The 24,312-nt window shown below is 67.3% G+C and carries 12 protein-coding genes and 1 pseudogene; 7 read left to right on the top strand and 6 right to left on the bottom strand.

The window, feature by feature from the left end; translation table 11 throughout:
- Positions 1 to 29 precede the first annotated feature (29 nt).
- On the bottom strand, positions 30 to 725 hold the full coding sequence (locus tag ACFVWW_RS07375) for a transposase (protein ID WP_386876441.1): 696 nt from the start codon (positions 723 to 725) through the stop codon (positions 30 to 32).
- Positions 726 to 866: 141 nt separating this feature from the next.
- Here ACFVWW_RS07375 and ACFVWW_RS07370 point away from each other — a divergent pair, with 141 nt between their 5' ends.
- Positions 867 to 1,547, top strand: coding sequence for a hypothetical protein (locus tag ACFVWW_RS07370; RefSeq protein ID WP_386876439.1), 681 nt, complete (start codon positions 867 to 869; stop codon positions 1,545 to 1,547).
- A 279-nt stretch (positions 1,548 to 1,826) separates the two neighbouring features.
- Positions 1,827 to 2,153: a divalent-cation tolerance protein CutA gene (cutA, locus tag ACFVWW_RS07365; protein ID WP_386876437.1), complete on the top strand. Its 327-nt coding sequence runs from the start codon at positions 1,827 to 1,829 to the stop codon at positions 2,151 to 2,153.
- A 51-nt stretch (positions 2,154 to 2,204) separates the two neighbouring features.
- On the opposite strand, the pseudogene ACFVWW_RS07360 reads toward cutA, so the two are convergent.
- A pseudogene (locus ACFVWW_RS07360) lies at positions 2,205 to 3,452 on the bottom strand (helix-turn-helix domain-containing protein).
- A 242-nt stretch (positions 3,453 to 3,694) separates the two neighbouring features.
- On the opposite strand from ACFVWW_RS07360, the gene ACFVWW_RS07355 reads away from it, so the two are divergent.
- The 5 genes from ACFVWW_RS07355 (at position 3,695) to ACFVWW_RS07335 (ending at position 5,889) form a co-directional block, all read left to right on the top strand.
- On the top strand, positions 3,695 to 4,102 hold the full coding sequence (locus tag ACFVWW_RS07355) for an ATP-binding protein (protein ID WP_386876788.1): 408 nt from the start codon (positions 3,695 to 3,697) through the stop codon (positions 4,100 to 4,102).
- Positions 4,060 to 4,665 (top strand): hypothetical protein, encoded by a 606-nt coding sequence (locus ACFVWW_RS07350; protein ID WP_386876435.1) that lies wholly within the window; start codon positions 4,060 to 4,062, stop codon positions 4,663 to 4,665. Before ACFVWW_RS07355 ends, ACFVWW_RS07350 begins: the two co-directional genes overlap by 43 nt.
- Before the next feature lie 130 nt (positions 4,666 to 4,795).
- The gene (locus ACFVWW_RS07345) at positions 4,796 to 5,050 is read left to right on the top strand and encodes a hypothetical protein (RefSeq protein ID WP_386876433.1); all 255 of its coding nucleotides are present in this window, start codon (positions 4,796 to 4,798) and stop codon (positions 5,048 to 5,050) included.
- A 96-nt stretch (positions 5,051 to 5,146) separates the two neighbouring features.
- Entirely contained in the window at positions 5,147 to 5,395 is a 249-nt protein-coding gene (locus tag ACFVWW_RS07340) for a hypothetical protein (protein WP_386876431.1), read from the top strand.
- The gene (locus ACFVWW_RS07335; protein WP_386876429.1) at positions 5,371 to 5,889 is read left to right on the top strand and encodes a hypothetical protein; all 519 of its coding nucleotides are present in this window, start codon (positions 5,371 to 5,373) and stop codon (positions 5,887 to 5,889) included. Before ACFVWW_RS07340 ends, ACFVWW_RS07335 begins: the two co-directional genes overlap by 25 nt.
- A gap of 498 nt (positions 5,890 to 6,387) precedes the next feature.
- On the opposite strand, the gene ACFVWW_RS07330 is transcribed toward ACFVWW_RS07335, so the two are convergent.
- From ACFVWW_RS07330 to ACFVWW_RS07315, 4 genes are read right to left on the bottom strand one after another with little or no spacing between them, the layout of a single operon-like run.
- A complete protein-coding gene (locus ACFVWW_RS07330) occupies positions 6,388 to 8,715 on the bottom strand; it encodes a UvrD-helicase domain-containing protein (RefSeq protein ID WP_386876427.1) in 2,328 nt (775 codons plus the stop codon).
- A complete protein-coding gene (locus tag ACFVWW_RS07325; RefSeq protein ID WP_386876425.1) occupies positions 8,715 to 15,563 on the bottom strand; it encodes a DEAD/DEAH box helicase in 6,849 nt (2,282 codons plus the stop codon). The genes ACFVWW_RS07330 and ACFVWW_RS07325 overlap by 1 nt, the downstream gene beginning before the upstream one ends.
- On the bottom strand, positions 15,560 to 21,019 hold the full coding sequence (locus ACFVWW_RS07320) for a hypothetical protein (protein ID WP_386876423.1): 5,460 nt from the start codon (positions 21,017 to 21,019) through the stop codon (positions 15,560 to 15,562). Before ACFVWW_RS07320 ends, ACFVWW_RS07325 begins: the two co-directional genes overlap by 4 nt.
- Positions 21,019 to 24,189 (bottom strand): SNF2-related protein, encoded by a 3,171-nt coding sequence (locus ACFVWW_RS07315; RefSeq protein WP_386876421.1) that lies wholly within the window; start codon positions 24,187 to 24,189, stop codon positions 21,019 to 21,021. Before ACFVWW_RS07315 ends, ACFVWW_RS07320 begins: the two co-directional genes overlap by 1 nt.
- Positions 24,190 to 24,312 lie beyond the last annotated feature (123 nt).

Below are 24,312 nucleotides of genomic sequence, written 5' to 3'. Positions count from 1 at the left end.
TTCCGACGGAATACGACAGCCACTGCCCATCAGGCGTGGATGCTGCCGCCGGAGTCGGTGCGGATCAGTGTCTGCCGTCCCAGCCGCAGAGCCTTGAGGAGTTGTGCCAGGGCGAGTCGGGCGGTTTCGATGTGGTCCGCGGCGGTGTTGAAGCCTGCGTTGCCGGGCCGCAGCAGGGAGGCCACCGGCTCCGCGGACCCGGCCTGGCCGTGGTCGACGAACGCGACGAGGGGGTGGTGGCCGAAGGTCTTCATCCGGGTCGCGGTGGCGTCCTGTTTCTCGGAGTGCGCGAGGGTTAGCACTCCGCCGATGTCCACGATCACCTGGCCGTCGGTGGCCGGATTGTTCGCACCGACCAGCTCCCAGACCCGCCCCGTGCTCGGGAACGTGCGTCCCGGATCGCCGCGTGGGCTTTCGGGCCGGATGCGGCGGGTCTGTCGATGACACGGGAGACTGTGGGATCGGAGGCCACCGGGCCGAACATCCGGCTCGGCCCGCAGCATGCCGATGTCGGCCAGACAGCCCCCGCCGAGTACGACGGCCAAGGCCACATCCAGCAGGATCTTCCCCGGATCGTGCACGGCCCGCGGCTTGCGCCACGGCGTGAGTGCCACCGATATCGCGGTGTTCAGACCGGACTTGCGGACCATCTCGGCCAGCAGCACCGACCCGGCCTGTGAGTGGAGCCTTTCGCCATTGTTGAGGGCGAGCTCGGTGATGGCCAACAAAGTAGAGAAGCCGTATTCTTGCTGTTCAGAAGCGCGTCTCGCCTACGTGACCACCCGTCGGACAGCTCGCTTCATGAAAGCGCGAGGTTAGCGGTCAAACTGCGGGGCGGCGCAGAACTGACCCAGAACGGAGACGCCGTGACGGACCTCCCCGAAGAGGGCCAGCCCATCGAGGCCGTATCGACGGTGTACAGCGGCACCACCTTCCGTTCTCGGCTCGAAGCCGACTGGGCCCGCACCCTCGACACCCAAAGCATCCTCTGGCGGTACGAGCCCGAGCAATTCACCTTGCCGTCAGGGGCGCATTACCTGCCGGACTTCTGGCTGCCCGAGATCGGGACATGGCTTGAGGTCAAGGGGCCAGCCACCCCCCGCAAGGAGAAGGCCGTCGAGCTGGGCAAGGCGCGCGCCTGCCGTTGCGACGGCCCCTGCGCCTGCGCGTGGCCCGGTGGCGAGATGGTCCTCCTTGGCTGGGTCGCGGAACGCGCCCACGGCGACATCAACGTGGCTCGTAGCCGGTCGGGCTACGCCAGTTGGGCTGCCGCTCACGGGCCCAGCGCGTACTTCGCGTTGTGCCCCTGGTGCGGGCTCAGACAGTGGATCACCCTGCGCCGTCCGTGGAAGTGCCGCGCCTGTCGCCGCAGTCTGGAAAGCGAGGAGCTGTACCAGCCCCACGACCGTGTGCTGCCTTTCGGGAGCGGCTCGGGGTGGTCTCCTGCGGACACGGTGGCCATCCGCAGGGAGATCGCCGAACAGATAGCTGAGGCAGAGGCCGCTGACTCGGAGGACTCTCGCTCGGAGGCCCCGTACGAAGCGTGAGGGCGCGGGCGCGTAATGCTCGCCCACTCGCGGGTGAAGGTCCACTCTCGCCCGGCACCGACTGGGCGCCGTGCTGCCGCCACGAGGCGGCGACACTTCGACTGCTCCCCAGGGACGGTCGGCTGGGGGCGCTGAACCCGGCAGGCCTGGAACAGATTCGCGCGCCCGGCGTTTTCAGATCATGGCGGCTCGAACACTGCGGGCCGCCTCCGCCCCTCTCGCTGGCCTGCGTCGAACACATGGGTAGGGTCGTGGTACCCGAGGTGGAGAGGTAGCCGCATGGACCCCGAGATCGTGATCGCGCAGACGACGAGTGACGACGAGGAGCAGGCGAAGACCCTCGCCAGAGGCGCTGTTGAGAGCAAACTGGCGGCGGGCGTTCACATCGATGCGCCCATCACCGCCTTCTACTGGTGGCAGGGGAAGGTCGAAGCGGCTCAGGAGTGGCGGATCTCCTACATGACGTCGGCGGATCGCCTCCCCACGCTTGAGGCATGGCTGCACGAGAGGCACCCGTACGACGTCCCCCAGTGGGTCACGCTGCCTGTGACCGGAGGGTCGGAGGCGTACTTGTCCTGGGTCGTCGACGAGACGCGTCCGCAGTAGAGGTCACCACCGCAGCGCCTCGCTCTCACCGAGCCCGTGCGCTTGGACGCTTCACAGCGTCGCGAACGTCAGCAGGTGGCTGGCCAGAGCATGCTCGGTGTCGGGAAGCCCGGCAGCGATGGTCTGCGCCCGCTGACGGCCCATGGTGTTGGGCTTCGACTCCGCCGCTGCTGCGAACTGGTGCGCGACGTAGGCCCCGCGGTCTACGTCGCCGCCGCGCAGAAGTGCGGACGCCAGGTCCCCCAGGACGACCACACCGGACTCGGGTAGTCCACCGCCGAGGCGCTCGACTGCGGAGTCGGCCGTGGCCGTCAGCTCCTGACGCTTGAGTTCGCCGTAGACCGAGAGGGTCAAGGAGTCCATCCGGTACGGCGTCACGAAGCGGACCCACGCCTGCTCGCTCGTATGGTCGGCGAAGTCATAGGCGAACCTGGCCTGGTCCAGCGCGCGAAGGGCGGCGGCGTCATCGCCCGACTGAGCGGCCTCCTCCGCGTACCGGCCCAGGGCCCATGCTGCGGCGGTTGCATTGCTACGTCCGCGTACGTCCTGAGCTGCCTGCGAGAGCATCTCCAGCGCCCTTAGCAGGGCTGGGCGCACCGTAGCTCGCGTAGCCCAGAGCCAGGGCGCGCAGAGGGGGTGCCCAGCCTTCTTCGCGCACTCCGAGGTCACTCCGTAATAGGAAGTGGCCTTGTCGTGCGCGCCGAGGTCCCAGGCAACCCATCCGGCAAGAGCAGCGGTCTCTCCCGCCGCGATGGTCAGCGCTCGCTCGTGGGTTCCGGCGCGGGGGAGGGCTGCGGTGATCGCGTCCAAGTGCGCCTCGACCCGAGACTGCAGGCTGAGCGCGCTCTCGTTCAGCTCGTCCACGTGCAACCGGGCCGCATGATCGATAAGCACCCCCGCGGACTCAGGGTCGATCTTGGAACCCTTGCTGAGTGCGTAGGCCAGCCGGCCCCACGGCTCGGCAGCCGCAGCCGCACCGATGACTGCACCTCCCAGCAGCGTTCGGCGTTTCACGTCGTCCAGGTCCTCCGCCTCGGCCTTGTTCTTCTCTCGCCGCCTTGCGCGGGCGGCTTTCGCCTCGCGCAGCAGCGGCTCCAGCGGGACGCCACAGGCCAAAGCGATGTTCCCCAGGGTGTGGTCCGTCGGAACGTTGGCACCGTTCTCGTACCGGTTCACCTCTCGGCGGGTCATCGTTGCCCGGCCGGAAGCGGCGTTGATCGCACCGGCCTGCTCGTCCTGCGTCCGATTCGCGTTACGCCGCAGGTGACGGAGCAGCTCGGCAAATGGATCCACTGCCATGAGCCTGACCCCTATCCGTGGGAGAAAGCCAATACTCCCCTCAACTCCCCCCTGATTTTCCCCCCTTGACAAAAATTTCCCCCCTCCGGTTTCCCCTGTTCCGGATCGCGCAGCCACGGTGCGATGTGCGCTTGACCACGCACCGGACAGCAACGCCACCCCGACCTGGGGGCGACGACGGTGGCGCCCACGTCGTCGGCGCCGCGACCGCTCGGTGTCCGCTGGCCTCTCACGTCTTCGAGATGGCCATGGAGCCGATGGATGTGCACGTCGCTCAAGCACGACGAACCACGGCCACCGTCCTGAAGCAGTGGTCGTTGCCGGAGGCGCCGGCAGAAGACGCCCGGCTCGTCGTCTCGGAGTTGGTATCCAACGTGATCATCCACGGTTCCGGGGATGTCCGACTGCGACTGCGACACGACGACCACGAGCTTCGAATCCGAGTCACCGACGACAGCACCGCACCGGCGAGGCGACGACGTGCAAGTGCCGCCAGCCTCGGTGGTCGAGGGCTGCACCTCGTCGCCTGCCTGTCGCTTCGGTGGGGCGTCGCGGACGGCGGCCGAACTACGTACGCGGTCATCCCCACTCTCACGGAGGCACCCCCATGTCGCCGCACGACGCAGTCAAGCACGGACCCGACGTGTTGAGCCTCGTTGCCTTCGACCGGGGGCGTGAGAAGCATACGGGCGGTGGGTCGCCGATTGCTGGCAATGACACCCGAGAGGGCCCCGCACCTCTCCCGGTGAAGCGCCAGTCCCGAGCTGGCCAACTCCGAGGCATCCGACAGCACTTCTACCGACAGGTCGTTGACACGCAGGACGATCAGCCGCTGCGCGTGCTGGCGTACAGCTTGGTACCGAGTCCGAGAACCCGACCTGACGAGGACTGGGGGACGCTGCAGGCTGAGGCCGACCAGCTCGGTTACGCGATCGCCGCCCGGCTCCACGATGTGGCTGTCCCGGTGACCACGACGTACTTCCCGGCGTCCAGTGCGAGCCAGGGCGTCTACACGCCGCCTTGGGATCGACCTGGTTGGCGGGAAGCCGAGCGGCAGCTCCGAGAGGGCTTGGCCGACGGCGTGATGGTCCTCGACCGGCACAACATCAGCTCCGATGACGACGAGTACCACGCCGTGATCAAACACCTGGGCGAGCACTGCCGGGCGTTTCTCCACCTCGTGATCTCCGAGGAGCCCGTCGCGCCGACTTGAAGGCGTCCACTGCTCTGGATGGACAGGAAGGGCTGGGGCTGGCGGCAGATCAGCGCCCAGATCGCCCTGATCGCCACCGTGAGCGTCGCGCTCGCCTTCACCTTCAAATACACCTGACCGAGGGCTGGCCATGACTTTCGAGAGACACACCGATCGTGCGCCGCGCCTCCTGCCGCACCGCGAGCAGGGCGAAGCGCTCCTCGCCATCCGGGAGGCCGCCCCGTCGGCGCCCAGCGAAGAGGGCATCGATCTCTTCGCCGTGCCCGCCGGTGAGGTTCAGGGGCGTGGCTTCAACCTCTCGCGCTTTCACCGGCTCTCGCGCCTGCCGGTCGCGCCGAACGGATCGGTCTCGCCTTCGGCTGACGGCCCGCCGGACGCGGCCTGACTCTCCCCAAGCGAGCACGACGGCGACCACCGCTGCCCCGGATACCGTCGCCGGTTGCCCTACACCGCCCCATCCATCCGTGAGCAAAGGTCGCAGATGAACCGCTCTGTTCTCGCTCTGGCCACCACCATCGCCCTCGCGTCCGAGGTGCACATCGCCCAGCGGCACCTGCAGCACCGCCAGTCCCTGGAGCTGGCGGTGCACCAGGCCCACGGCCGCATGCTCGAAGTCGCCACCACGCACCCGGACTTGGATCCGATCTCATGTGCCTCCGTGCCCTTGTCGAGGTCGGCGAGGTCGAGCGAAAGTGCTCCAGGCTCGTGGCAGCCGACTCTGTGCTGCTGAAGCGGGCCTCCCAAGATGCCATCTCCAGCTTGCGGAAGGACGAGGACGTGATTGTCGCTGCCTTGCGCCCGTTGCAGCTCTCGGCAGCGTGCGGCGTGTCCGCTAATCAGGTCAGCGAAGCCGTCCCCGTCCACGACACATACGTGGTGTCCTCTATCGCGCCAATCCGCAGCGGTCACCAACTTCTGGCTGTACTCCCGTTGTGTGTCGGTTACAGCCTGGCTGGCGAGATCGCCATGGACAAAGACCGTGACCTTGCGGGAGAAGTCGGGCTTCCAGTTTGCACCGAGTTGTTCGGCTATCTCCCTGCAGTCCTTTCGGACCGTCCACTCGCCATCGATGAGCACTCTGCCCGTGAAACACAGCGTCTGACCGCTGAGCAAGTGGACCCAGCCATCGCAGAGCTCGCCGTCCATGAGACCCCCCTCTATGTCCTCTCCCGTATCTTGCCGCATAGTGGCACTGAGGTTTGGGGTCTCGGGTGTTCATCATGAGGATGGTGTCCTCTTGGCGGGAATGCCGAGATTGACGACGGATGAGCGCCGGTCGAGTTGCGTGAGTCTCTTCTCCACTCCGGCAAGGCTCAGCTGCAGCCCTTCCACCTCGCCGAGCCCTCCTTCGCGTTCGGCCTCGGCGATGCGCGCGAGGAGGTTGTCGCGGATCTCGACGAGTCGGTCGTGCTGAGCGGGGTTTGGCCTCAAGTGAGCCCGTCGAGCTGTCCTTTACTACGCCGACGTTGCCGAGCAGCGACTCCGCGCGGAGCTGACGAAGGACGCCTTCACCCTGGCTGGACCGGAGGCATGAGCATCAGACCAACCAGGCCGAAGTCGACGGAGCGCGACGCAGAGGGACGGATGGGGAATCGGCTCGAAGACTCCAGCTGACTCGTCCGGCCAACGACCTCCGGTTCAGCGTCACGCGATGCAGAGCCTTGTAGGACGGTCATGAGGCACAACCTTTGCGCCTCCCGCCGGACAAGCCTTCGTCTTTCACTATCGGGAGATATAGGGGCTCGGTGCCCCGTGCCAGCTGATGCGGAGTGTGTCGCGGGCGCGGGTGGCGGCGACGAAGAGGAGGGAGCGGGCCTTGCGTTCCTCGCGGGCGTAGCGCTGGGGGTCGGATTCGCGGTAGCGGTCGATGACTGCGGTGCGGGGAATGACACCGTCGCGGGCGCCGACGATGGCGAGCTTCTGGTATTCGAGGCCCTTGAAGCGGTGCATGGTGCCGACGTGGACTTCGCCGTCGCCCTTGACGCCGTCCTTGGTGAGTTCGGCTACGGTGATGCCGGCCTCGGTGGCGAGGTAGTACATGACCTGGTTGACGGAGTCGCGGTCGGCGACGCAGACGGCGATATTGCCGCGGGGGTCGCGGCGCGGGTTGTTGCCACCGTCGCCGGAGGTGAGTTCCTCGCGCCAGGCGTGGAGGGTGGTGGCGAGTTGGGTGAGTTCGTCATCCCAGGTGTCGCAGGGGGCGAGTTCGGGGATAGGGCCGCGAAGGACTGAGCGGTAGCCAGCGAGGGTGTCGGTGCCGTCGTCGAGGTCGTCGTAGGCGGGGGCGTTGCCCGTGCCGTCGACGACCTGCATCGCGCGGGCGAGGATTTCCTTGGTGGTGCGGTAGCTGAGGGTGAGGCGGGAGGAGCGGCCCCGGATGTTGACGCCGACGGTGCCGAGTGTGACCTGCTGGTCGTAGATGCGCTGGTAGGTGTCGCCGGCGATGAACATGTCGTCGGGGCTGGGGGCGACCATGGAGCGGAGCATCTTCCAGTGGGCGGGGCGCAGATCCTGGGCCTCGTCGACGACGACGTGCTGGTAGCGGTGGGCGATGTAGCGCATGCCGGAACTGTCGTCGCGGTGGATGAGGTCCTTGCCGCCGACCTCGTCCTTACGGTCCTGCCGGGCCTTGATCTTGGCGGCGCGTTCCATCTCGAAGCGGGCCGCACGTTCGGCTGCCTGGCCCCACGTTTCGCGGTTCTCCTTGTCGAGGCGGGCGGTGAACTGCTCGAGGATCTTCCAGATCTGGGCGCGTTCGGGGCGGCTGACGGACCGGCCGCGGCCTGCGCGGCGGGCGTCGAAGTACGCCTTGCGGTTGCCGAGCGACTGGCCGAGGATCACCTGTTCCCATTCCTCGTAGAGGAACTCGGGCTCCCAGCGCTTCTCGTCGAGTTCGAACAGGAGGCGCTGGAGGATGCCGATCGCGACGCTGTCGTAGATGCGCTGCTTGCCGGTGCCGCTGAGTGAGTTCTCGTTGAGGACGCGGGCCGCGAGCTTGTCGATGTTGGTGATTTCGACGCGGGCGACGAGGTCGGGTTCGAGGAGGGAGGAGAGGCGCGCGCGGAGGTCGACGGTGAGGTTGGTGGTGAAGGTCGTGAGCAGGATGGGCTTGTTGTGGCCGGGAGGGAGCTGCTGGGCCAGGTGTTTGACCCGGTGGAGGGCGACGATCGTCTTGCCGGTTCCGGGGCCGCCTGAGACCCGGGCGGGACCGTTGTAACGGCGGTCGACGAGCTTGGCCTGGGCAGGGTGGAGGAAGACCTTCCAGGCCCGGAAGTCGCCTTCTTCCAGTACGACGCGGAGGTCGTCGTCGATGGTGGTGACGGTGGTGCGGGCCAGCGCCGCGCCGAGGTCGTCACGTTCGGTGTCGGCGAGTTCGACCTCGACGGGGGCCGTGATCTCGCGCCGAACCTCGTCGATGGACATCCCGGCGGCCAGGCCGTAGAGGATGTCCTTGGTCAGGAGTGGGGCGCCGGAGACCAGCTGGTCGAGCTCGCCGCTCTCGGTAACGGCGAGTGCGAGCTCGATGAGCTGTGCCGCGACGCCGAGCGACCGCAGGTCCTCGCCGGTGATCCCGGAGAGGAGCGGTGCGGCGGGCTCTACGGCGACCGACTCGTGAACCTCCGGGGGCGGCGCCGGCTGCTGGAGCTCGGCCTCGGGCGTCGGGTCGACCGGGGTGAGGGTGACGCCGGCGCGCTGCAGCACGCTCTGCCCGACGACGGACAGGTCGACGAACTCAATCTCACCGGTGACGCGGTTGATCGCGACGGAGAGTTCTTCGTAGACGTGCTTGCGGTGGCGTACCGCGACGACGAGCCACCGCTCCTGGCCCTGCTCGTCCACGCCGGCCTTTGCGAGGAGAGCCCGGTAGGACTGGTCGATCTTCGCGCGGAAGACCCGTCCGTCGCCCTTTAGGGGCTTGAGGTCGAGGCCGGGGTGGTCGGGGTTCTGCCGGAATCGGTGGCAGAAGTCGTAGAACTTTCCCTTGACCGAGCGGTCGAGCTTGTACAGCTCGTGTTCGGCCTTCTCGTACAGGCTGAGCCGGGCGGTCATCAGGAGTTGGAGCCTTCCGTGTCGGGGAGGAGCGTCAGGAGGGTGTCGAGGTGGTCGAGCCAGTCGGTGGCGGTACGTACGGTCCAGCCGTCGGCGGCGTAGGCCTCGTCGCGTTTGCGGCGTTCTTCCTCGGCTTGTGATCCGTGTGTGTCCGGGGCCACGACGACGGCGATCTTGATTTGGGAGTCGTCCCAGGCGAAGTCCGTCGGCCAGCCGCGTTCGCCCAGTTCGTAGCCGAATACGGGGGCTTTCTTGCCCTTGGCGGCGATCTTCTTGGCCAGCCGGGTGAGGTCGGATTCCGGTTCGTCCTCTTCCAGGAGCTCGAGGATGTCCTCGTCCCAGGCCCGGTCCCGCAGGACGCCGGCGACCATCTTCTCCAGGGAGGACTCTTCCGTCGATTCGGCGTCGGCCGCACCAGCGAGCACCGCGGTGCGGCTGTCCACCACCGAACTCACCTCGTCGGCAGCCGGGTTCCGCTGGACGATCAGCGATTCGAGTTCGCCGATGCCGCCGCCGATGGTGAGGACCTCCACCGGGTAGTCGGCGGCCTGGCTGCTCGCGAGCTGGATGCCGTCGCTGCCGGCGAAGGCCAGGAACTGCAACAGGTTCGACCAGTACAGCCAGGACCGCCACATCAGCTTGTGTTCGGCGGTGCCCAGGTTCTCGGTGCGGTCGTCGAGTACGGCGATGGCGCTCCACCCCGGCTCCTGGCCGGAGGCGTCCACGGTGTAGATCAGCGGCAGCCCGTTTTCGTCCAGGGCGTGCAGGACGAGGATCGCTCCGTCGCCTTCCCCGGCTTCCGGCCCCGGCGCCTGACCGCGGCCGAGGGCGGTGAGGGCGGCACGTACGGCTTCGCGTGCCTGGCCTCGGTCGGCCTGCTGTACGAGCGGCTCCGGCGCGCCCATCAGCCCGCCGACCAGCGCCTTGGCCCGCCGCCCCCATGCGGTACGCAAGGGCTGGCGCAAGTAGGCGAGGAGCGTATCGATGGGATTTGCGAACACCGCAGCCGAGAAGTGGGCGCGGTCACCGCCCAGCTCCTCGTACCACTCCTTGGCGGTGTCCTGGCCGATGCGCCGGTAGGGCGGCCACACCGGCTGCGCCTTGGCGGCGTCGCCCTTTTCGAAGAGCTCCAGGTCGTCCCAGGTGATCTGGAAGACGATGTGCCCGTCGGCCCGCAGCTGGTTGCGCTTGGTGCAGTCGGGCGCGATCCGGTTGTGCTTGCGGCTCGCGTGGTACCTGTGGCCGTCGAGGTAGACGGTGACGAGTCGGCGAGGGCCGTCGGTGGATTCAAAGGTGAAGTCTGTGCGGGTGTGCTCCATGCTGCGCTGGGCGGTGAGCCGCCAGCCGGTCGAGCGTACGGACTCGGTATCGGCGGCCTCTCCCGCACTGGCCGTGGGACCGGTGAAGCGGAGGTATCCGCTGTTCGTTCCACTCTCGTCGAGTGCGGCGTCGTCCTGGTTCTCGCTCCACTTGCGCAGGGCGGCCAGGAAGCGGGCCTCCAGGTCGGACTCAACCTGCTTGTCCAGGCCGATCAGTTCGGTAGACGCCACCTTGGTGACCGCCCAACCGTCGACGGGGTTACCGTCGGCGTCGCGCAGCGGCTCGCCGTTCTCGTCTACCGGGCCGAGGAGGTCACCGAGGATCTCCAGGGCCTCGTGGCGTGAGACGACGTCCTGGTGGCGTTCCTCGGTGTAGCGGTGCAGGCATCGGTGGCAGGCCCGCAGGCCCTCGTCCTGACAGGGGCATTCGAGGAGCGCGGCACGAGCCTTGAGGAGCATTTCCTTGAAGTCGCCGGGGTCGGTCAGCCGGTCCAGATATCCGGTGCCGCCGGGGAGCCGGTCGAAGAGCACCAGGAAGTGGCGCTTCTCGCCGGTGGCCTGGTCGGGCATCCGGGCCAGCGTGGTGTCCAGGTGCGCGGGGTCGCCGCCGAACTGCCGGTCGACGCCGAGCCGCAGTGCGCTCTTGAAGGAGTAGATCTTCTCCTCGACGAGCACGGTGGCCGCCGGAAGGAGCACCCGAAGTGCCTCGGTGTTCAGCTGGTGGGCGAGGAGCACCGGCTGCTGGGGCACGGTAGAGGCCTTCTTCCCACGCCGCAGCGGGCACCACGGCTGGTGGTGCTTGACCTTCGGGTTGCGGGCGGCCGAGGAGTCCAAGGCGTCGGTGGCGTGATCGAAGACCGGTTTGCCGTCGGCGGTCGCCGCTCCGCACGCGGTGCACACGTGGAACGGGGCCATGCGGACGTCCTGCCCGGCGAGCTCGTCCTCGCTCTGGCTGTCGAACCGCATCGGGCCGACGTTGATGCGGCGAATCACCGCCTTGCGGCAGTAGTCGACGCCGAAGGTGTGGTGGGCGTGCCGCCAGGACGCGCCGTGCTTGATCTCCTCCCGGGGGATGTCCACCGCGTCGATGACGGTGTAGAAGCGCTGTTCCCGGTCGTCCTTGTCGTCGCCGATACGGGCGTCCTCGCGTTTGTCGCGGGAGGTGACGGTCGTGGGCTCGATGACCTGGTGCAGGCAGGAACCGTCGTCCGCGATCCCGGCGCTACCGCAGCGCGGGCATGGCGAGCGGTCGTCCTTGGCGTCTTCGGTACGGACGTAGCCGCACTCCTGGCAGAACCGCCAGGCCTTCCAGTCCGGCTGAGAGGGGCTGCCGATGTCGATGCCGGTGATCTCGTGCTTGTAGCCGTTGACGTAGAACGTGTTGCCGGGAGCGAGTTCGGACAGGGCGTAGCGCCGGGGCCGGTCGTAGGAGCGAATCTTGGAGTCGAAGCGGTCCCGGCCGGTGTTCGGATCCATACCGTCGACCCAGTACAGCGTCGCGTTGAGGGTGGTGACGGAGTCGATGAGCGCGTAGTTAGGCAGCAGCCCGAGATCACACAGGGCCTGCTGGGCGGTGATGAGCCCGAGCTTGCTCAAGCGCTTGCCGAGCGCCCGGTGTTCGGCGTCGAGTTCGGCCTTACGGTCGCGCTGCTCGTCCTCGGTGTCGTGGAGTTCGTCGCGGGCCTCCGCGATGTACCGCAGTCGCCGCCGCAGCACCTCCTCGGCGTGGAGCCACTGCCGCTCGGCCCGCTCCACCGCGCTGCGCAGCCCACGCCCGGCGAAGGCCCGCAGGTCGTCGGCGGCCTGCTCATTGACGCCGACGGGAAACAGGTCCAGGAACCCCTCGACCAGGTTCGAGGCGTCAGCGAGCGCCGCTTCGACGAGATCGGCGAGGTATCCGGACGGGCCGAAGAGGGCCGGGGCCTCCCGTACGACTGCGGGCAGCGGACGGCCGTCAGTGCGCGACAGCCGGCCCCGCGCGGCGAGGTCGAGGAGGTGTGCGAGGTACTGGCGGCGCAGGATCTCGATGGCCGACAGGTGACTGCCCGGCGGCACGATCTGCCCGGCGATCATCTCGCGCGGCTGCTCCAGGTAGTACAAATCCCGGCGGCTGCGGTCGGGGATGGTCAGCAGGAACGCGTTTCCGGTACGGCGCCCGGCCCGGCCCACCTGCTGGGCGTAGTTGGCAGCACGCCTGGGCAGCGCAGCGAGCACGACGGCCGACAGGTCGCCGATGTCAATGCCCATTTCGAGCGTCGGCGTACAGGACAGCACGTTGGGATCCTTGAACCCGCTGCCGTCCTTGAACGCCGCCTCGACCCGCTCCCGCTCCGGCCGGGTCAGCATGCCCGTGTGCTCAGCCGTGATGACCTGGTACGTGCCCGCCTTCCGGTACAGCCTGCGGTAGTAGTCCTCGCGGTAGTTACGGTCCCGCTGGTGCTTGCCGAGCCCCTCGGGCCGGTCGCCCGCGACGAGGAGGCCGGTGCGGCAGCGGTAGGACGGGCAGCGCTGCCCGTCCCACTGTGCGAGTAGGCCGGGGTGGACGGTCTGCTCCCAGAAGCAGTCCGGGCAGCGGACAAACGCCTCGTTCACCTCGGCGTCCCTCAACAGCTGTACGTCGATCGCGCCCGGCTTCAGACCGTAGACGCGCAGGCTGCTGTCGGTCGGAGTTCGCACCGAGAGCAGGCCCGCCTCGACCAGCGCGGGCAGCAGCCGCGACCAGAACTCCGCGGCCTGCTCTCGCGGCAGCCCGAGCGTGCGCTGCGCCCACCGCTCGTTCCAGGAGAGACGGCCGGTCGCGAAGTCGAACTCGCTCTTCGTCTTGGGGGCGCTGAGCAGGAACACCGGGGCCGCGATGCCCTTGGGGAAGGCGCGCATACCGGGAGGCCGCTTGCCCCAGATGAAGTACCGGCTGGTACCGGCCTCCGAGAGGTACCCCTCCAGCCACTTGTGACCGATCGCGCCACGGGTCCGCAGCCGCTCCAGGAAGATCCGCAGGAACCCGAGGTAGCGGGCGTCGTCCTGCTCGATGACCGGCAGCCCGCCGCCGCGCCCGTACGGCTCGGTGTGCGCGGCTTTGACCAGGGCGATCGCGGAGGCAGGGTCCTCGATGCGCACGTGGGCGGCGGCGGTGCGGGTGAGTTCCAGGGTGCGGCCGTTGCGGGAGCGGAAGCCGAACTCCATCAGCGCCTCGAACGCGAAGCGCTCGCCGATCAGCTCCCAGGTCTTCTTGTCCCCGCCTCGCCCCTGACCGGACAGGAGACGCTTGACGCCCTTGAAGTCGTGCAGGTCGGTGGGGACGACGGCGGCAAGGGTCTCGCGGTCGGTTGTCGCCGCGACCACGTCGGCGATCAGGTCGTGCAGCGCGGTCGGCGTCTCCTCCGACAGATGCTTCTTGAACAGTGCGCGCAGAGAGAAGGTGTACGAGCGGCTGGCCACGAATCCGGCCCGGTGTGCGGCATCCTGCACCGAGTCGTTGAACATCAGGGTCTTGTCCTCACCCTGCGACCTGTCCATCTCGCCGCCGGTGAACAGCTGGGTGACCGAGGCCGCGGCGAGGGCGGCGGCACCGGTACCGAGGAAGCGGATCGCGTTGTGCGAGCCGCAGGCCGGGCACCAGTCGTCCTCTGCGGCGGTGGTCGCGGTGTCCCCGAGGTAGACGAGGACGAAGGCTGAGTCGGAGCCCGCCAGCCGGGGCGCGCCGGTCTCCTGGTCGTAGTCCTCGACCGGATCGGGCAGCCGCAGGCTTCGCTTCGGCCCGTCCAGTACACGCAACTGCCCGGCGTTGGTGGCCGCGAGGGCGGTGCCGCCGCGGCCCGCACCGCGCCCGGCCTCGTCCATCGGGGCGGCACCGGAGCCCTCCTGGGCCTCCTTCTCGGTGGCCGCTATCAGGTTCCGGACCCGCATCTTGTCCTGGCTGACCGAGGCCCGCCGGATCTTGTGCGTGTCGACGTGTACGTCCGCGTCGTCGGTCTCTGGGGAGAACACCGCCCAGCCCGAACGGCCGCAGTCACGGCAGTAGACGGCTGGCAGAAACAGGTTCGCGGCCGCGCCCGCGGTCGCCGTCGTCACCGGGGCGGTACGGGCCGGCTGCTCGCCCGAGTGGTGGGCGGAACCGGCCGAGTCCCACTGGAACTCGGCCTTGGGCCACGGCAGCACACCGCGCACGACCCGCGACACCGACCGCGCCCACTGATGCACCTCGACCTGCACGAAGGGCCGCGGCCGCTCGGGTGGGGAAGACGGATCACGAGCCACCGAGAGCAGCGCCAGGAGCCGGGCGAGGGCGGACGCCGCCACCTCCGGCTGCCGGGTGATCGCCTGCCCCCAGGAGAACGCGCCCCGCCGCCACATCAGGTCCAGCACCTCGGGCACGGTCCGCACCTGCCCGTCCAGGGCATGCATCACTGCCGAGGTCAGCATGTGCTTCTTCAACAGGCCGCCGAGCACGAGCGGGTCGGTCTCGCGGGTGCCGGTGACGGCCTCGACGAGGGCGAGGAACTCGTCCTGGCCGAGTGAGGGGTCAGGGAGGGTGGCCAACTCGTCCGGGACCGGGATCGGCAGCATCGGATCGAAGCCGCTCGGCGGCACGAACTCGTCCACCGTCTGCCGGTGCTCCCCGACGATCGAGGACACGTCGAACTCCGTACCGAACACTTGCGTCGCGACGTCGAGCAGCTGGCGGACCCCGTCCTGGTCAGTGCTGTCGGAGGCGAGCGTTGCCGAGGTCGCCACCGGGCAGATCCGCCCCAGCGGACGGCCCTTCTCCGCCACACCGACCGCCGAGGCGAGGCGGCGCAGGAGCATCGCGACGTCCGTGCCCTGCGCGCCGTCGTAGGTGTGGAACTCATCCACGATCACGTACCGGATGTCCGCGTCCGCCCACAGCGGGGCGTCCTGGGCCCGCTGGAGCAGCAGGTCCAGCATCTTGTAGTTCGTGATCAGGATGTCGGGCGGCGAGATCTGCATGTCCGACCGGCGCGTGTAGACCCGGTCGTAGTGCGTCGCCGCCTTGTCGCCGATGTAGAGCCCGGCCCGCACCTTCTTCAACGCCTCGTGCTCACAAAGGAGTTCGTTGATGCGCTGGGCCTGGTCGGTGGCGAGCGCGTTCATCGGGTAGAGGATTACGGCCTTGACCCCGGCCCGGCCGGCCGCCCGCTCACGCGCACAGTGGTCGAGTACGGGATAGAGGAACGACTCCGTCTTGCCGGAGCCGGTACCGGTCGTCACCAGCGTGGGCTTCGGCGTACGCCCGCCTGCCGAGGACAGTCGCTCGAAGGCCTTCGCCTGGTGCGCGTACGGTGTCCAGCCGTCGGTCCGCCGCCAGTCCAGATACCTGGTCCAGGACGCGTCGGCCGCGACGAAGGGCGTCCGCAGACGGAGGAACGGGCCCCGGAACATCCCGGAGTTCTCGTCCCCCAGGAACCGGTGCAGCGCCTGCCGCGCGCCCTCGTCGGTCAGCGCGTACGTGGTGGACAGGTACTGCAGCAGGCTCTCCTTGAGCCCCTGCGCCTCGAGCGTCGGCCTCACGGCTTGGGCACCTCCTGCGTGACCGGGTCCCACTTACCGGCCTTGACGGCGGCGTCGAGACGCTTCTGGAAGTAGGCGTGGGCCTCGCGCATCTCGGTCTCGCGGTCGGCCTTGTAGAAGGGAGCGGTGTAGCCATCAGGGGGCGCTACGCCTTGTGGGTTCTCAAGATGGCGCAACAACTGCTTGTAGTCATCGGATGTCTGCCCCTGACCGAAAACTCTACTGTCAGCCGCCAGGCGTCGTCCCCTCGAGTCAAACCACATGTGCGACTCACGCTCGTACAGCAGGGGAAACCTCGTCTGATAAATCAGACACAAAGTTTCAGAATCAATCCCGAGGATTACCGCAGAAATGGCATCGAGCTCGACCAGTGCCATTCGCCGGGATGCCTCATCCCTGAGAGGCGTATCGATATTCCAAGTAGAGGACACGTCGCCCAGTGCGCAGCGCCCCTTGAAGTCAACAGCCCAGCCCTCTTGCTGCCAGGATTCTTCGTAGGAAGCTTCCCAGGCATCGGCATAGGGTTTGACCAGGAAATTCAGGCGGGCGACTCTAATGTGCAGCGATGGAAGCAATGGGTGTGAAGGTTGCGGAATTGGGAGCTTGCTAATATCGCGATCATGAAGATTCTTCTTCCCGATCAAGCGAACTAGATATTCAACTGGAAGCGAACTCCACAATCCTGCGGTCGAAAGGTCTGATTCTAGATTACCGCGAGACAGCGAATAGATCCCATCCACATGGCTAGGGCCGGGGGGAAGCAGGGCTACATTGAAGCAGCGCTCCATGTCGAAAGTCATCATCTTGCGCCACGAGACACGCATAAAGTCCACATATGGAATCTCGCCCCACTTTTTCATTCCTCCTCTAAGATCGAAGGTAGAAGCCTTGCGTTGGAAGGCTGTAGCGGGTACGAATGACTCGTCGATCTTGAGGAGGTCTGTAGGCTTCCCGTGGCTGGATAGATTTGGACTTTGCTTAGCGATGGGAGTGGCCACCGAAATGTGTGGACCGCTCAGGACTGCGTCCTCCCACGTGGCTGGCTGCCCGTGAATTTTTGTAATCAATCCGCGCTTTTGGGAGATAGTTTCGTTAAAACCGGAACTGACCCAATCCTGGTGCCCCAGTCGAGTTGGATGCTTCCGGAGTGCGGTCATGGCCGCCGCCTCTTGCGTGGTGACGGGATTGAATAGCGTGGTGTGCTCAATGGGCTCGCCGACCTGCCCCGAGAGCTCTTGCCATTGACTGAGAAGGTCCGGTGTGACCGTGATGACTCGCGCCTTGTGCGGGCGCAAGTCATAGGACCCATTCAATTTTACGCCTGGAGCGCTACCTTCCCCACTATGACCCATAGAGGGAACCACGACCGATGCGCCATATAGGTTACTCAGGTGCAGAAATTCAATATTCTTAATTTCGCCATACACGTGCACGCCGAAGGGGGTCGTGTGGCCTACCGGGTTTGGGAAAGCCCAATGTCCGCCGTTGACGAAATGGCAGTGGATTCGGAGTCGACGAAGCGCCGCGCCGCGAATCTTTTCGAGTCCTTCGCTCGAAAGGTGTGCCTCAGAGTGTACGAGGCCAGAAATGCCACCAGCTCCCGCATGGCTCCACACCTGGCACATGAAGACCAGATAGAGGTCTGCTTGATCCTCGCCGAGATGGGGGTAGTTCGCCGTGGATGCAAGAAACGCAACGGTTCCAAGTTGTTCGCTGTAGTTCTTGGTAATTTTCCCTCGCAGACCTTCGCTGTCAAGGATTGTGATGATCTTTTCTGTTGCTTCAGGGTGCGAAGTTCCGCCAATTAGTGTGAACCATGGGTCAAGTTCAGAAAATTCGGATGCGGAACTCCATTTCGGCTGCACCCACGGCGGGTTCCCCACTTGGAGGTCGAATCCGCCACCTTCGGCGAAGGCCAGCGCAAAGTCCAGTTCCCAGTGCAGGAACCCCTGGCCCTCCGCAATGTCGCGGACCGCTCCCATCCACGGAAAGCGCGCCTCCGGATCCCGCTGGTCCATGTCCATCTCAGTCTCCTCCTGGATGAGCTGCTCGTAGTCGCTCAGCTCCTCCAGGGTGTTGAGGGAGCCGATGAGCGAGCCGGCGTCCGGGACCGGGCCACGTCCGAGCATGGCTTCCAGGAAGTCCAACCAGTCGTCGAGGTCCTTCAGCGCGATGAGCGGGCGACGGGCGGGGCGGGACTGGTCAGGAGCGGGCCGCTTCCTGGTCTTCACCGTCGTCTTCGACGGGCCGACCTCCTTGACCTCCACGTGCATCACCCCGTCGGAGTACGCGTCGATGTCGGACATCGAGATCTGATCGCCCTCCATGGCGAAGAGCATGGTGTTCTCTACGAAGCGCGGCGCGCTCGTGGGCATCGGTGGGGGCGGGGGCGGGATCACCCCGGCTTCAGTTGCCGACGGAGCCTCTACGGGCGGCACCGAATCATCCGGGGCCACCGGCGCGGACATCGCGTCGATCAGGTCACCGATGCTGCCCGCACCCTCACGCCCCACCACCGGTGCACCCGCATACACGTCGTCCGACCCGTCAAGCAGCCCCGACTTTCCCACCGGCCAGAACCACAGCGCACACCACGCGTCCATGACGCGCTTGAGCCGCCAGTACGGGGTTCCCGCCGCACGGAACAGGTCCGCGTACACCTTCTCCTTCGACATCCGGACGGCGGCGACATCCGAACTACTTCCCTCGCCCTCGGACCGCCGCAGGAAGGCGAACTCCTCGTCCTTCGTGTCCGCGCCCCAGACGTCGATGCTGCGGGCGATCTCCCGCTCCGACAGCTCCATCCGCTTGACGACCAGCGACCACAGGAACTCCGCCCGCTGCGCCGCATCCCGCAGCCGCGTGTACTGCGAGGCCGCCTCGTCGCCGGACTTCCGGTCGAGGATCGGCTCGCCGGTCTTCTTGCTCAGCCGCCGTGCCGGCGTCTTTAGGATCCCCTTCTTCCACTCCGCGAGATCCTTCACCCCACCCTCGGCCAGCTGCACGAGCAGCTTCTTCGCGTCACCGCTCGCACCCGTGACCGCCGCCCACCCCGGTGTCGGCAGCAGGAACTGGTGCACCGCCCCGTCCGGCAGCGGCTGCTCGACCCCGTCCTTCAGGAACGGCAACGGTTCCGGCGCGAGCGGCTTGGCGTTGAGCCAAGGGGCCTTGCCCTTCAGCGGGGCCACGTCCCCCGCCGCGTACACGGCACGCCGTCCGCCAATCAGAGAGTTGCCGCGCCGCAGATGCAGCCCGAACCAGGGGGCCCGCATCCCGGGATGCATGGTGTTCAGCCACATCGAGACCTCGGCCAGCTCAACGCCGGTCGCGTTGAGGTCAACACCGTAGGCGTTGTGCAGGGCGATGTACGCCTTGGCCTTCTGCTTCTCCGTCAGCGCGTCGCCCGTCGGCACGGAGACACCCAGTTCGTCCTGCCGACGCCGCAGGTACTCCTCGGCGACCTGGTTGATCGCCTCGTTGAGGAACGCGCCCGAGCCAAGCGCCGGCTCACAGATCCGGTATTTGAGGAGTTCCGAGGCACGCGTCTTCACGACGTTTCCGTCGGCGTCCCGCTCTTGGTCGAGTCGGTGCTTGAGCGCCAGCTCGACCGTGACCTTCGTCAGCGACTCCGGCGTGTAGTACGAGGCGGACGTCTCCCGGTCACGGCCCGCCAGGCGGTACACGAACCGGCCCGGCGGGTACTTCTTCGGGCCGCGCAGCCCCTTCACCGCGTCCCGGTCGTCGTACGTCACCCAGGTGCTCTCGGGGTACTCCTTGAGCCGCTGCGAGGGCACCAGCCAGGAGCCCTTCGCCGGGTCGCCGCCCTTGGCAACCTCGCACAGCTCTTCCTCGGCGATGATGCCGGTGTACGACATCAGCCCCTCGTACACGGCGCCGAGCTGGTTGATGCCGAGGTTGCGGTAGGAGATGAACCCGGCCCGGCCCCCGCCGCGTTCGGCCTTCTTCATGGTCAGCAGGCGCAGCACCTCGTGCAGGGCGCTGTTGCGCGGCCGCAGGTCCAGCCAGCGTGGCTCGTTGTCCTCGTCGCTGCGTGGGTCGCGGGTCTCGTTACCGATGAGGCGGACGGACCCACGCTCGAAGAGCTCGCTGCGCAGGGGCTCGAAGCGCAGTCCGCGGTCCTCGCTCCGGTACCTCGCCTTTCGACGACGGGTGTCCTCGTCGTCGCCGGGCAGGTCGTCGTTCGGCTCGGTGCCGTAGGGTCGGTAGCCGTTGTTGACCTTCTTGAAGAGGACGTCGAGCGAGGCGTGCAGATGGAACCCGTTACGGGCGGTCTCCTCGGTCAACAGCTCGTCGCGCTCGACCAGTTCGCGCAGGCGGGCCATCGAGTAGCCGGCCTCGTACGAGCCGTCGTCGGCGGGGAGGATGCCCAGCTCGGGGCGGGCCTCGGCATACAACAAGAACAGAATGCGGTAGAGGTAGCGCAGCGACTCCCGGGTGAGCTGCCGGGCGAATGTCAGGTCCGGGCGCTCGATGTCGCGCGGGTCGAGCCCGGAGTCCTCCAGGCGTTTCAGGACCGCGTTGGCGATGGTCTCGACGGACTTCTGGAGTCCTTCGCGAAGCTCTCCGGAGACGCCGACCGCGTTGTCGCGGGACGCCTTGACCAGCGCGTCGATGGCTGGCGGCTTGCCGTCCTCGGACGGTGCGAGCACGTCGTGGCTGAACAGGCCTGCGATCGTGGCGAGTTCGCCGTGTTGGCGGCGGTCGTTGCGCTCCAGGGCGGCGTCGAGGTTTGCGGAGAGGTAGCGGCCCTCGCCCCAGGCATGCCGGTCGGCGAGGACGATGACGCCGCCGCACAGGAGCAGTACGAACCGCGGGGCCGCGCCACCCTCCTCACGCAGCTCGCTCTGGAACAACCAGGTGGCGAGCGCCTGCCCAGTCTCGTAACTCTCACCGCTGCCCGCCTGCAGCGGGTGGACCAAGCGGCCGTACCCGTCCGCGTCGAGCGCCGTGTCGTTGCTCGCCGACCAGCCGCAGTCCAGGGCTACGATGCCGTCGCTGTGCCAGGCCACGGTCACCTCGTGCTCGCGCCCGGCGCGGTGCACGGTCAGGGTCCGTGCGGTGGGTTCCGCTGAGACGGAGGGGAAACCGAGCGCAGCGAGGACCTGCCGGTGCCAGTCCTGAACGCGCTCGCACCACTCCGCGTCCCCGTAGGTGTTGAGGCGGGCCTCGAAGGCCGCAGCTTCCGGGTACTCGTCATCCTGCTCGTCGGCCTTGGCCTGCTCGGCGAAGAAGCCGCGGTACTTCTCGTCCAGGTACGTCGAGCGCAGTGCCCGCACCGACTCGCGCGGCGTGGGGCGCGGGTCGTGCTCGTCGCTCTCTCGGTTGGCCCAGGTGGCAAAGACGCCCTTCTTGAGGCCGTCGCCGAGCTGCTCGGCGAAGTAGAACGCGGACAGGTACTCGCCGCGGTTGGAGAAGGAGTCGAAGTCGGTACTCATCAGGCGATCGTCTCTCCGGCAACAGGCGCAGCGGATACATCGGTGACGCCAGCAGGCGCCGCGGACAGCGGTTCAAGGACGCCGAGCAGGCGCAGCATCGGCGCTCCGGAGGTCCGCAGCGACCGGATCATGGACTTGCGACGGCTCGCCGTGAGGTTCACGTCCTGCTTGGCCTTCTGCGAGCGGGTCGAGGCGGCGAAGAGGGCGTCCTGCTGCCACTGGGCGACCCGCTTCTCGTACGGGGCGAGCACCGCGTCGATCGCCTCCTTGTACTCCGCCGCCCGGTCGGTGAGGAACCCAGTCGCCGCGTCGACGGCCGCCGGCACCAGCGTCTGGAGCCCCTCTCGGTCGGCGGGGGTGGCGCGTCCGGGCATCTTCGGGCCGACCTTGCACGCGGCGAGGAAGGCGTCGTCGATCCGCAGGACGCGCGGTGCGGTGGGCAAGCCGACGACGGCCATCCACTCCACGACGGTGGGGCGGCCCACCGCGTTGGAGTAGATGCCCTGGACCAGATACACCGGACCGGCCAGGTCGGCCGGTAGCCGCGCGTCCAGCTTCCCGGCCGCTTCAAGATCGGGGGCGAAGGCGAGGACGAACGCCTCGTCGTGGCGCAGGGCGGCCAGAGCCTTGTCGGTCACCCAGTCCAGGACGGGATGGACGTCCGACACGTAACTGACGTTGGGCCACTGGCTCTCGGTGGTCTCCCGGGCGACCTCAAGACGCTTGGCCGCGAGCCCCTTGTCGAAGGTGAGCCGCAGTCGGCCCTCCTTCTTCGCGGTCGGCAGGATGCCCTGGTCGGTCAGGTACGACTTGGGCAGCGACTTCAGCCGGTACACCAGGTCCGGCGGCGGTTCGAAGGCGATCGTGCCGTCGTCCTCACGGCGCAGCTTGAGCACGTTCTCCGGCTTGTCGGGGAAGTACGTCTGGCGCAACGCCTCGTCGAAGTAGGCGGCCGTGGAACCCGACGCACCGAAAAGGCTCGGCACCGTGGCGGCAGGCACGTCGTCGGTCGGCTTCTTGGCACCGACATTGCCCATCAGCCGGCCGAGCATCGCCTTCGCGCCGCCGCTGGACTTCTTGATGGACTCCTCGACCGTCCGCCCGGAGATCAAGTCCCGCGTCAGGCGGTCCTCTTCCTCCTTCGCCCGGTAGATACCGGTGACGGCCTCCGCCGAGCCCTCGATTCGGTGCGCCTTTTCCTCACGAGCCAGAAGCTTGGACCCCACCAGGCGATCGTCCAGATACAGCGGATCGCCCTTCTCACCCGTGCGCCACTCCACATCGCTGGTGAGGACCATGGCCCGGAACCGAGGGGCCTTGCTCTGCCCGTAACGGTCGATACGGCCGTTACGCTGCTCGATGCGGATCAGCGACCACGGAAGGTCGTAGTGAATCAACTGGTGGCATTGCTGGTGGAGGTTGACGCCTTCGGAGGCGACATCACCGGTGAACAGGATGCGGACCGGGTCGGTCTTCAGCCCGAACTTGGAGACGATGTCCTTCTGCTCGTCCTCGTTGCTGGCCTCGCCGTGCATGACCTGGACGGCGCCGCCGTAGGCCAGCCAAGGCTTCGACTCTGCCACGGACTCCGCCAGCTGTGTCCCGGCCCGGAAACCGAGCCTGGACGGGACACCTTCAGCGAGCCACTTCAAGGTGGGGATGCGCTCCGAGAAGACCACGACCCGCATGTCGGACCCCGGCCCCACACCGATTTTCTTCAGCTCGCGCACCAGAGCGTCGAGCTTCGCGGAGTCGTCGTCGCCGATGCCGGCGGCAAGGCGCTCAAGATCCACGATGGCCTCGCGCTCGATACGGCGCTCGTTCTCGCGGGCCGCCGGATCCTGCCCCCTCCTGACCTTGAGCGGAGCTTCCAGAACCTTCCGCCGGGCCGCGACCGAGTCCTGGAAGGCTCGGTGCGAGGACAGGAACGACTTCAGCAGGTTGTAGGCCACCATCGTGTCCGCGCACACCGAGGAAGCGGCCGGATCGCGCGGTGTCCACCGCGCGGCGAGCTCCTCCAGGACCGCCCGCTCCTTCGCCCCGGCTTCGCAGATCACCGGCTGGGAAGGGCAGCGGTCGGCCCACTTGTCCTTGCTCTTAAGGGAGTCACGGACCTCGTGGTCGGTCTTGGTCCGCCGGATGTACAGGTGGCCGAGGTCCTTCACCTCGTACTCCGACGTGTTCGCGATCGCTGTCTTGTCCAGCATCCGGATCAGCTCGGCGAAGGACTCCGTCGCACCGTTGTGCGGGGTCGCGGAGGCGAGGATCAGCGCGTCGGTGTGATCGGCCAGGGCACGGGCGAGATCGTTGTTCTTGGTGCCCCGGTTGACCAGGTTGTGTGACTCGTCGATGACCACCGCGTCCCAGTGGGAGTTCTCCAGGTGGTGGGCGTAGACGTCGCTCTTCAAGGTGTCCACGGAGATGATCGCGCGCTTGAAATACGCGAACGGGTTGCGGCCGGCCGGGATGTCCCGCTGGATGCGCTGGATACCGGTGGAGTCCAGGCGGACCAACGGGATGGAGAAGCGGGTCCACAGCTCGCGCTGGAACTGCTCCAGGACATGCGCCGGAGTGACCACCAGGATGCGCTCGCCCCGCCCGCGGCGGATGAGCTCGGCGAGCAGGATGCCGATCTCCAGGGTCTTTCCCAGCCCCACCACGTCGGCGATCAGAACCCGCGGCTGCGGATTCTCCTTGGACAAGGCCAGCTCGGCGGGGCGCAGCTGGTGGGTCTGCTGGTCCATGAGGAAGTTGTCGGCCAGCGCGAGACCGTGCTCGGTCTGCGGGAGCGCGGTCTTGCGGATGACCGCCTCCAGGTAGAGGCGGGCCTTGCGGTGGTTCGGGGAGTCGTCCGGGACCAGGAGGGTTTTCTTCGGGTCGAGGGCCTCGATGTAGTCGAGCTTGTCGTAGAAGACGGCGTCGGTCCCGCGGACGAAGGAGGAGACTCCGGTCGCCTCGACCATCCAGTCCTCGTCACCCACCGGCGTGACGGTTTTGACCAGCCATTGCTCGTCCCGGACCCGGACCTGCGCGCCCGGCGCGTACTTGGCCTGGCGGGTCAGGGAGGCGGCCCCCGTGGGGCCGGGAACGGCGGGGTCCACTGCTTCATCCGCAGCGTCCTCCGTGTCGAACGCGCCCTGACCGTCACCGGTCTCCGTCACGCTGGTCACGTACCGCTCCATTCCTTCATACTGCTGTTTCGCATGCGCTCCGGAGAAGCCCGGAGGTGAGGTACGGCGACTCGATCATTTGCCGTTGTTTTACCGCATTGCACTGACATTGCCTCCGGCGGA

The sequence above is a fragment of the Streptomyces sp. NPDC058198 genome, from assembly GCF_042882605.1.
Taxonomy (GTDB): Bacteria; Actinomycetota; Actinomycetes; order Streptomycetales; family Streptomycetaceae; genus Streptomyces.
This window is presented reverse-complemented; position numbering and strand designations above follow the sequence as displayed.

Bases quoted from the DNA above. Each gene is read 5' to 3' on its own strand.
- ACFVWW_RS07330 (WP_386876427.1), bottom strand. From the start codon at position 8,715: ATGACCGCCCGGCTCAGCCTGTACGAGAAGGCCGAACACGAGCTGTAC.
- ACFVWW_RS07355 (WP_386876788.1), top strand. From the start codon at position 3,695: ATGGCCATGGAGCCGATGGATGTGCACGTCGCTCAAGCACGACGAACC.
- ACFVWW_RS07345 (WP_386876433.1), top strand. From the start codon at position 4,796: ATGACTTTCGAGAGACACACCGATCGTGCGCCGCGCCTCCTGCCGCAC.
- cutA (WP_386876437.1), top strand. From the start codon at position 1,827: ATGGACCCCGAGATCGTGATCGCGCAGACGACGAGTGACGACGAGGAG.
- ACFVWW_RS07350 (WP_386876435.1), top strand. From the start codon at position 4,060: ATGTCGCCGCACGACGCAGTCAAGCACGGACCCGACGTGTTGAGCCTC.
- ACFVWW_RS07320 (WP_386876423.1), bottom strand. From the start codon at position 21,019: ATGAGTACCGACTTCGACTCCTTCTCCAACCGCGGCGAGTACCTGTCC.
- ACFVWW_RS07340 (WP_386876431.1), top strand. From the start codon at position 5,147: ATGAACCGCTCTGTTCTCGCTCTGGCCACCACCATCGCCCTCGCGTCC.